Annotated in this window: 5 protein-coding genes; 2 read left to right on the top strand and 3 right to left on the bottom strand. The window is 72.7% G+C overall.

Going from position 1 to position 7766, the window contains the following annotated elements:
- Window positions 1–133: 133 nt before the first annotated feature.
- Window positions 134–1351 carry a signal recognition particle-docking protein FtsY gene (gene ftsY / locus ACFXA3_RS28170; protein ID WP_385191268.1) on the bottom strand — a complete coding sequence of 406 codons (1218 nt, stop codon included), beginning with the start codon at window positions 1349–1351 and terminating at the stop codon, window positions 134–136.
- 144 nt (window positions 1352–1495) lie between these two features.
- On the opposite strand from ftsY, the gene ACFXA3_RS28175 reads away from it, so the two are divergent.
- Together ACFXA3_RS28175 and ACFXA3_RS28180 are read left to right on the top strand one after the other, a co-directional pair.
- Window positions 1496–2995: a cytosine permease gene (locus ACFXA3_RS28175; RefSeq protein WP_385191269.1), complete on the top strand. Its 1500-nt coding sequence runs from the start codon at window positions 1496–1498 to the stop codon at window positions 2993–2995.
- A gap of 63 nt (window positions 2996–3058) precedes the next feature.
- A complete protein-coding gene (locus ACFXA3_RS28180; RefSeq protein WP_385191270.1) occupies window positions 3059–4045 on the top strand; it encodes an LLM class flavin-dependent oxidoreductase in 987 nt (328 codons plus the stop codon).
- A gap of 49 nt (window positions 4046–4094) precedes the next feature.
- Here ACFXA3_RS28180 and ACFXA3_RS28185 read toward each other — a convergent pair whose 3' ends face one another.
- Entirely contained in the window at window positions 4095–5525 is a 1431-nt protein-coding gene (locus ACFXA3_RS28185) for a sugar porter family MFS transporter (protein WP_385191272.1), read from the bottom strand.
- A 232-nt stretch (window positions 5526–5757) separates the two neighbouring features.
- Window positions 5758–7766, bottom strand: a 2009-nt coding sequence (locus ACFXA3_RS28190; RefSeq protein WP_385191274.1) for an AAA family ATPase, incomplete at its 5' end; no start/stop codon positions are given.

Genomic DNA, 7766 nt, shown 5'->3' on the forward strand with positions numbered 1-7766 from the left:
GATTCCTCCTCCCCCCCCCCCCGCGCCCCCGCCCCCCCGGGGGGCGGCCCGCGGCGCCCCCCCCCCCCCCCCCCCCGGGGCCCCCCCCCCCCCGGGGCCCCGCCGCTCTGCGTACGGTGCGTACGGGTCGCGCTCAGTCGCCGATGAGGGCGTCCACGAACGCCTCCGGCTCGAAGGGCGCGAGGTCGTCGGGGCCCTCGCCCAGGCCGATGAGCTTGACCGGGACGCCGAGCTCGCGCTGGACGGCGACGACGATGCCGCCCTTGGCGGTGCCGTCGAGCTTGGTCAGCACGATGCCGGTGATGTCCACGACCTCGGCGAACACGCGGGCCTGGGTCAGGCCGTTCTGCCCGGTGGTGGCGTCCAGGACCAGCAGGATCTCGTCCAGCGGGCCGTGCTTCTCGACGACGCGCTTGACCTTGCCGAGCTCGTCCATGAGGCCGGTCTTGGTGTGGAGGCGGCCGGCGGTGTCGATGAGCACCACGTCGGCACCCTCGGCGATGCCCTCCTTGACCGCGTCGTAGGCGATCGAGGCGGGGTCGCCGCCCTCGGGACCGCGCACGGTGCGGGCGCCGACCCGTTCGCCCCAGGTCTGGAGCTGGTCGGCGGCGGCGGCGCGGAAGGTGTCGGCCGCGCCGAGCACCACGGAGCGGCCGTCGGCGACCAGCACGCGGGCCAGCTTGCCGGTGGTGGTGGTCTTGCCGGTGCCGTTGACACCGACGACCATCACGACGCCGGGGGTGTCCGCGCCGCTCTCGGTCTTCACCGCGCGGTCGAAGTCGGTGCCGACCAGGGTCAGCAGCTCCTCCTTGAGCAGGGTCCGCAGCTCGGCCGGGGTGCGGGTGCCGAGCACCTTGACCCGCTCGCGGAGCCGGTCGACGAGTTCCTGCGTGGGCGCGACGCCGACGTCGGCGATCAGGAGGGTCTCCTCGATCTCCTCCCAGGTGTCCTCGTCGAGGTGTTCGCGCGACAGCAGCGTGAGCAGCCCCTTGCCGAGCGAGTTCTGCGACCGGGCGAGGCGGGCGCGCAGCCGGACCAGGCGGCCGGCGGTGGGCTCGGGCACCTCGATCGCGGGTGCGGCCGGCACCTCGGGCCCGGCGACGGCGGGCGCCTCGGGAGCCGCAGCCTGCGCTTCGGGGAGGGCGACCTCCTCGATCGTGCGGCGGGGCTCTTCCGCCGTCTCTACGGCGTCCTCCCCCACCTGCGGTTCGGCGGGCGGGGCAGTGATGGTCGGCGTGCTGGGCGGCGCCGGGGGCGGCAGCTGCTTCTTCTTGCGGCTGCTGACCACGAGCCCGCTGATCACGCCGACCGCGACCAGGGCGATGACTACGGCAAGGATGAGGATGTCCATAACTCGTCCAGTATCGGCCACGGCGGCCCCGGCCCCCCGGATCCGGCGGCACCGGCCCGGCCGTAAGCCCCTATTTGTGGACTTGGCCGCACATCTACGATGATGGGCGACTTCCCCGTACGCCCCGCCCACCCGGAGTACTGCATGCCTGCCGAGCCCGCCGACGGCGCGATGGACGGCGCGACACAGCCGCCGACCGAGACGTCGGTCGAGACCCGCGGACTCGAACCCGTCCCGGACGCCGAGCGCACCGGCCGGGTCCGCGAGCTCGTCCCCACCTGGGTCGCCGCCAACATCAGCGTGCTGCTGCTGACCATGGGCGCCGGCCTGGTGATCTTCAACGAGCTCAACATCTGGCAGGTGCTGGTCGTCGCGATCGCCGCGCCCGTCGTCTCGTACGGGATCGTCGGTCTGATCTCGATCGCCGGGAAGCGCGGCGGCGCCCCCGGCATGGCGCTCTCGCGGGCCGTGTTCGGCCAGCGCGGCAACCTCTTCCCCGGCGCCCTGATCTGGGTCGCCCGCTGGGGCTGGGAGACCATCAACGCGGTCAGCGGCGCGTTCGCCGTGCTCACCGTGCTGGACCTGCTGTTCGGTGTGCGGAAGAACACCGCGCTGATCGCGGTCACCCTGCTGCTCTTCGTCGGCTGCACCTTCCTGGTGTCGGGCCTCGGCATCAGCGCGCTGCGCGTCTGCTCGACCTGGTCGACGTACCTCTTCGGCGCCTTCAGCGTGCTGGTGCTCGGCTATCTGGTCGTGGAGAGCGACTGGTCCGCCGTCTTCGACAAGCCGGCCGGTTCGACCGCGATGATGATCGCCGGCATCGGCACCATCGCCGCGGGCGGCATCAGCTGGGTCCCGTCCGGCCCGGACTTCACCCGCTACCTGCCGCGCACGGCCTCCGCCCGGGGCATGGTCGGCGCGACGATCGGCGGCGCGGCCGTCGTCGTGATCCCGATGGTGCTGATGGGTGCGGTCATGGCGGTGGGCACCCCGGACCTGGCCACGGCGCAGGACCCGGTCTCCTTCATCGGCAATCTGCTGCCCGCCTGGATCGCGGTGCCGTACCTGCTGATCGCGCTCGTCGGCATGCTGCTGATCAACTCGATGTCGATGTACTCGGCCGGCTTCACGGCGCAGACCCTGGGCATCAAGGTCCCGCGCGCGGCGGCCGTCAGCGTCAACGCGGTCATCAGCCTGGTCTTCGGCTTCCTGCTGATGGTGGTCGCGACCAGCTTCTTCGGCTCGTTCATCTCGTTCCTGACGCTGCTCGCCGTGGCGTTCTCCGCGTGGATCGGCGTGTTCGGCGTCGACATGCTGCGCCGGCCCGCGTACGACGGCGCCGCGCTGCTGGACACCACCCCCTCCAGCGCGTACTGGTACCGGGGCGGGTTCGCCTGGCAGGCCATGACCGCGTGGGGCGCGGCGCTGGTGGTGGGGCTGCTGTTCACCGAGGTCGACTGGTTCGGCGGGCCGCTGGCCGGCACGTGGATCGGGCGGAACGGCCTGGGCTGGGCGGCCGGCATCGTCACCTCCGGCGTGCTGTACGCGGTGCTGCCGCGCACGGCGGCTCCGGCGCACCCCGGGGCCGGGGAGCCCGGGACCGGGGAGCCCGGGCTCGCCGCCGCCGGATCCCTGTCCAACTGACGCCACGTCAGCTAACGTCCCCCTTCGCCCGCCCACCCACATCCGGCGAAGGGGGACTCCTCCATGCCCATCACCGTGGCCCGGTTCAATCTCGTCGACCCGAACGGCACCCCCGAGACGCTCGCCGCCCGCTACAAGGCCGCCCTGGAGATGGCGAGGTACGCGGACGACCGCGGGATCGACACCGTCCAGACCGAGGAGCACCACGGCACGACGAACAACTGGCTGCCCTCGCCCTTCGCCTTCGCGGGTGCGGTCTTCGGCGCCACCCGCCGGATCGCGGTCACGGTCTCGGCGATCATCGGCCCGCTGTACGACCCGCTGAAGGTGGCCGAGGACATCGCGGTCCTGGACCTGCTGAGCGGCGGGCGCCTGGTCACCGTCGCGGGCATCGGCTACCGGCCCGAGGAGTACGAGCAGCACGGCGTCGAGTGGGGCCGGCGCGGCAGGCTCCAGGACGAGCTGCTGGAAACGCTGCTGAAGGCGTGGACGGGTGAGCCGTTCGAGTTCCGCGGCCGCACGGTACGGGTGACCCCGGCGCCGTTCACGCAGCCGCACCCGCTGCTGCTGGTCGGCGGCAGCTCCCGGGCGGCGGCGCGGCGCGCGGCCCGGCTCGGACTGCCGTTCTTCCCCAGCGCGCACCTGCCGGAGCTGGAGGCGTACTACCGGGAGCAGCTCGTGGAGCACGGGACGGAGGGCTTCTGCATGATGCCCGCGGCCGAGACCCCGCTGCTGCACATCGCGCAGGACCCGGACCGGGTGTGGGCCGAGTTCGGTGGGCACTTCCTGCACGAGGCGGGCATGTACGCGTCGTGGCAGTCGAAGGACATCCGCAGCGCCGTACGGTCGGCCGCGCGCACGGTGGCGGAGCTGCGGGCGGAGGGCGTGTACCGGGTGCTGACCCCGGACGAGGCGGTCGCGTACGCCCGGGGCGCGGGTGAGACGGGGAACCTGGTGCTGCACCCGCTGTGCGGCGGGATGCCGCTGGACGAGGGCTGGCGCAGCCTGCACCTGCTGTGCGAACAGGTGCTGCCCCGGCTCAAGGACTGAGCGGGGGCAGCACCTGCCGTAAGAGGAGAGGGGGTGTTGGCGGGGGTGGTTACCCCATCTCCTCCAACGCCTTGCCCTTGGTCTCCGGCACCCATTTGAGGATGAACGGGATCGAGAGCACGGCGAAGAACGTGTAGATCATGTAGGCGCCCGACAGGTTCCAGTCGGACAGCGTCGGGAACGTGACGGTGATGAGCCAGTTGGCGATCCACTGGGCCGCAGCCGCCACGCCGAGGGCCGCGGCGCGGATGCGGCCGGGGAACATCTCGCCGAGCAGCACCCAGACCACCACGCCCCAGGACAGGGCGAAGAAGAGCACGAAGAAGTTGGCCGCGACCAGGGCCACGATGCCCTGCGCGTGCGGCAGGGAGATGTCGTCGCCGGTTCCGGACTTGAACGAGAACGCCCAGGCCGCCGTTCCGAGCGACAGCGCCATGCCGACGGAGCCGATGAGCGCCAGGGGCTTGCGGCCGATCCGGTCCACGAAGACCATCGCGATCACCGTACCGATGATGTTCACGACCGACGTCTCGAAGGAGTACAGGAACGAGGAGCTCGGGTCGATGCCGACCGACTGCCACAGCGAGGAGCTGTAGTAGAAGATCACGTTGATGCCGACGAGCTGCTGGAAGACCGAGAGTCCGATGCCGACCCACACGATGGGCAGGAAGCCGAAGCGGCCGCCGAGCAGGTCCCGGAAGGTGGACTTGTGCTCGGACCGCATCGCGTGGTCGATCTCGCGGACGCGGGCGTCGGCGTCGATGCCCTTGCCCTCGACGTCCCGCAGGACCTCCTTGGCCTTCTCCGTCCGGCCGACCGAGACGAGGAAGCGCGGGGACTCGGGGATGGCGAAGGACAGCACCCCGTAGAGCACGGCCGGGACGACCATCACGCCGAGCATCCACTGCCAGGCTTCCAGGCCGCCGATCTCGCCGCGCTGCTCGCCGTCGGCGAGGTTGAGGATGCCCCAGTTGACCAGCTGCGAGACGGCGATGCCGATGACGATGGCCGCCTGCTGGAAGGAGGCCAGCCGGCCGCGGTAGGCGGGCGGGGAGACCTCGGCGATGTAGGCGGGGCCGATGACCGAGGCCATGCCGATGCCGAAGCCGCCGATGACGCGCCAGGTGGCGAGGTCCCAGAGGGCGAAGGGCAGGGCCGAGCCGATGGCGCTCGCGGTGAACAGGACGGAGGCGATCTGCATGCAGCGGATGCGGCCGATCCGGTCGGCGAGGCGGCCGGCGGTGGCGGCACCGATGGCGCAGCCGATCAGTGCGGCGGCGATCACCTGGGCGAGCGCCGCCGAGCCGACGTCGAAGCGGTCGCGGATGGCCTCCACCGCGCCGTTGATGACGGAGCTGTCGTAGCCGAAGAGGAAGCCGCCCATCGCCGCGGCCGCGGTGATGAAGATGACGTGGCCGAGGTGGTCGGGCTGGGACGCGCTTCCACCGCCTGACGCGGGTGCGTTCGCTGTGCTGGTCAAGGTGCGCTCCTGGGCCCGGCGGCGACGGCGGGCGGTGTGGGGGATCTCGTTGCTGCTTGCTCGTGTTCCTCTAGTGGCGCACAGCAAACTGCTTGCCACCACCTGAACGTCAACACGGCACAGCAGAGCCTATGGCTTCACTTTCTGAAGTCAATAGGGGGGATGAACCCGATTCTTCACAGAGCTGACCCGAGAGCCCTCAGTGAATGCGTTCACTAAATGAAGCGAAAGATCAGCGGAGACGCTGACTGATGACCTTCGAGACGCCGTCGCCCTGCATGGAGACGCCGTACAGCGCGTCGGCGACCTCCATCGTCCGCTTCTGGTGCGTGATCACGATCAGCTGCGAGCTCTCCTGGAGCTCCTCCATGATCCGGATCAGCCGCTGCAGGTTGGTGTCGTCGAGCGCCGCCTCGACCTCGTCCATCACGTAGAACGGGCTGGGGCGGGCCTTGAAGATGGACACCAGCAGCGCGACGGCCGTCAGCGACCGTTCTCCGCCGGAGAGCAGCGAGAGCCGCTTGACCTTCTTGCCCGGCGGCCGGGCCTCGACGTCCACACCGGTCGTCAGCATGTTGTCGGGGTCGGTGAGGATCAGCCGGCCCTCGCCGCCGGGGAACAACCGCGAGAACACCCCCTCGAACTCCCGGGCCGTGTCCCGGTACGCCTCGGTGAACACCTGCTCGACGCGCTCGTCGACCTCCTTCACGACCTGAAGGAGATCGGCCCGGGTCTTGCGCAGGTCCTCCAACTGCTCGCTCAGGAACCGGTGGCGCTCCTCCAGCGCCGCGAACTCCTCCAGGGCGAGCGGATTGACCTTGCCGAGCTGCTGGTACGCGCGCTCGGCCGCCTTCAGCCGCTTCTCCTGCTGTGCACGGACGAAGGGACCCGGCCCGGCGGCACCGTCGGGGGCCTCCCCCTCGGCGGGCGGGCTCGGCGGCACCGGCTGGTCCGGCCCGTACTCGGCGACGAGCCCCGCCGCCTCCATCCCGAACTCCTCCAGCGCACGCGCCTCCACCTGCTCGATGCGCAGCCGCTTCTCGGCGCCGAGCACCTCGCCGCGGTGCACCGAGTCGGTGAGCTTGTCGAGCTCGCCCTTCAGGTCGCGGCCCCGCGTCCGGGCCTCGCCGAGCTCCCGCTCGCGCGACCCCTTGGCCTGCTCGGCCGCGGCGCGCTCCTGCTCGGCCCGGCGCAGCGAGACCTCCAGGTGCGCGAGCAGCTGCCGGGTGCCGTCGGCGACCGCCCGGGCCACCTCCGCCTCGTGACGCAGCCGTGCCCGGCGCCGCTCGGCCCGGGCCCGGGCCTCGCGCTCGGCCCGGGCGCCGCGGTCGAGCGCATCGGCCCGGCCGGCCAGGCCCTTGACCCGCTCCTCGTGCGTCCGCAACTGGAGGCGGGCCTCCATCTCGGTCTGCCGGGCGTTGGCCCCGTCGGCCGCGAGCCGGTCCCGCACCGCGCCGTCGGGCTCCTCCTCCACCGGCATGTCCTCGGCGACGGCCAGCCGTTCGGCGCACTCCTCGACATCGGCCAGCGCCCGCTCCAGCGCGTCCTGCGCCTTGGCGGCGGCGGCCGCACTGCGCTCGGCCTCGCCGGCGGCGCCCTTCGCCTGGCCGGCGAGCCGCCCCAGCTGCTGCGCCACCCCGGCCCGGGCCTGCTCCCCGGCCCGGCGGCGCTCGCCGGTCTCCTCGACCCGCGCGACGAGTTCCCGGCGCAGCTCCCGGGCGGCGTCCTGGGCCGCACCCAGGTCCCGGCACCGGCCGTCCAGCCGGTCCAGTTCGGCGGCCGCCTCGTCCACGGCGGCCTGCACCTCGATCAGGCTGGGGGCCCCGGCGGAGCCGCCGTGCGCGAGGTGTGCGCCGAGGACGTCCCCGTCGAGGGTCACGGCGACGGCGTCGGGCCGTGCCCCGACCAGCAGCTCGGCGTCGTCGAGGGTCCCGACGACGACGTACCCGCGCAGCACCCATTCCACGGCCCGCACCAGCCCCGGGTCTCCCTGCACCAGTTCACCGGCGGGCACGGCTCCCGGTCCGGACCCGCCGGCGGCGGGCGCCGGCACGGCTCCCGGGGCGGCTCCCGGTCCGGGGTGGACGGCGCCGGTCTGCTCGTCCTGCGCCGCGGGCGGGGCGAAGGCACCGGCGGGCGACGCCGGCGTGGCCGCTGCGCCGGAGGCGGAGCCCCGGCCGAACCCGGCCGGGGCGGCCGGCGGCTGCCGCACGGGCCCCGGGGCCGGGCCCCGCTCAGGCC

The organism is Streptomyces sp. NPDC059456 (genome assembly GCF_042750055.1).
Lineage (GTDB): Bacteria > Actinomycetota > Actinomycetes > Streptomycetales > Streptomycetaceae > Streptomyces.

Bases quoted from the DNA above. Each gene is read 5' to 3' on its own strand.
- ftsY (WP_385191268.1), bottom strand. From the start codon at position 1,351: ATGGACATCCTCATCCTTGCCGTAGTCATCGCCCTGGTCGCGGTCGGC.
- ACFXA3_RS28175 (WP_385191269.1), top strand. From the start codon at position 1,496: ATGCCTGCCGAGCCCGCCGACGGCGCGATGGACGGCGCGACACAGCCG.
- ACFXA3_RS28180 (WP_385191270.1), top strand. From the start codon at position 3,059: ATGCCCATCACCGTGGCCCGGTTCAATCTCGTCGACCCGAACGGCACC.